The sequence below is a fragment of the Rhodoferax sp. RT5P35 genome (assembly GCF_056521385.1).
Genome location: NZ_JBWMAX010000156.1, coordinates 1 through 1,355, shown reverse-complemented (window position 1 = coordinate 1,355; position 1,355 = coordinate 1). Strand labels below are relative to the sequence as shown.

2 protein-coding genes are annotated in these 1,355 nt (G+C 65.5%); one reads left to right on the top strand and one right to left on the bottom strand.

All coding sequences use genetic code 11. The features are described 5' to 3' along the window. Positions 1 to 472: outer membrane protein assembly factor BamE domain-containing protein (gene bamE, locus AC097L_RS24555; RefSeq protein ID WP_479589335.1), on the top strand; the 472-nt coding region annotated here is incomplete at its 5' end. Positions 473 to 556: 84 nt separating this feature from the next. Here bamE and AC097L_RS24550 read toward each other — a convergent pair. Further along, positions 557 to 1,355: LysR substrate-binding domain-containing protein (locus AC097L_RS24550; RefSeq protein ID WP_479589334.1), on the bottom strand; the 799-nt coding region annotated here is incomplete at its 5' end.

Here is a 1,355-nt window from a genome sequence, read left to right as displayed (position 1 = left end):
AGGTTTAGTCTGTACAGCACTGGCTTTGGCAGCTTGCGATCCGCAGCGCATTGAAAAACTGGAAGAGGGCGTGGCCACCGAGGCCGATGTGCGGGCCCAATTTGGCGAGCCCGAGAAAGTCTGGGATGCGCCCGAGGGTGGCCGCACCTTCGAGTACAACCGCCAGCCAGCGGGCCATGTGAACTACATGATCACCATCGGCGCTGACGGCAAGATGAGCGCCCTGCGCCAGGTGCTGACCCCGCAAAACTTCGCCAAGGTCCAGCCCGGCATGATGATGGAAGACGTGCGCAAGATGCTGGGCAAGCCCATGAAGACCACGCCCTTCAAGCTGAAAAACGAGGTGGAATACGACTGGCGGTATCTGCAGCCGCCCAACACCTCCATGGTGTTCACCGTGGTGTTCGACCCCGATTACCGCGTGCTGCGCACGATGTCCGTGCCCGACCCGGAGGTCGAGCGCAACCGGTAAGGGTCTCAGCCTGAACCCGCGTTCCTCAGGGCATCCGTGGAACTGGCTTTGCCAGGCCACTGGATGCGCCCCCTGCATGTCGTATCAGTTTTTCAAACCGATACGAGGGGGGTTGGCGGAAAGCGCTTGCGCTGTAGCCTGGGGGTGTGAAAAGCCTGCGGCCACATAGTCCAGAAAGCAGGCGATGCGCGACACCAGAGCGGTGTTGCGGTAGTACACCGCGTGGATGGGCTGGCGCACTTCCACCGTGGCGCTGGGCAGCAACTGCACCAGGTCGCCGCGCGCGCGGTCGCCCTCGGTCATGAAGTCGGCCAGGCACACCACGCCCGCACCCGCCAGGGCCAGTTGGCGCAGGCTCTCGCCGCTGGAGGCGCGTAGCGTGGGGGCAATCGCCAGCCGGTCGCCTGATGGATTGCGCAGCGGCCAGGCGTTCAGGCTGTCGGGCTGGGTAAAGCCCAGCAGGCTGAGTTTCTCCAGGTCTTCCACCGTGCGGGGCCGTCCTGCGGCCTTCAGGTAGGCCGGACTGGCCAGCACGCGCAGCAGGCTGCTGCCTAACGGGCGGGCGTGCAGGCTGGAATCGACCAGCGGGCCGATGCGGATGGCCAGGTCGGTGCGGTGCTCCAGCAGGTCGATGATCTGGTCGCTGCTGTTGAGCTCCAGCGCAATGTCCGGGTAGGCCGCCCGAAAGCCCGCCACCAGCGGCACCAGCACATGCAGCAGAAAGGGCGACGCGGCGTTGACCCGCAAACGCCCGGCGGGCCGGTTGCGGCGCTGTGCCATTTGCTCCTCGGCCTGCTCCACCGCGCCCATCGCAGCACGGGCGAAGCGGCGCAACGCATGGCGCAACCCATCTGCAGGTCTTACGGCGAAACCACACAACCTG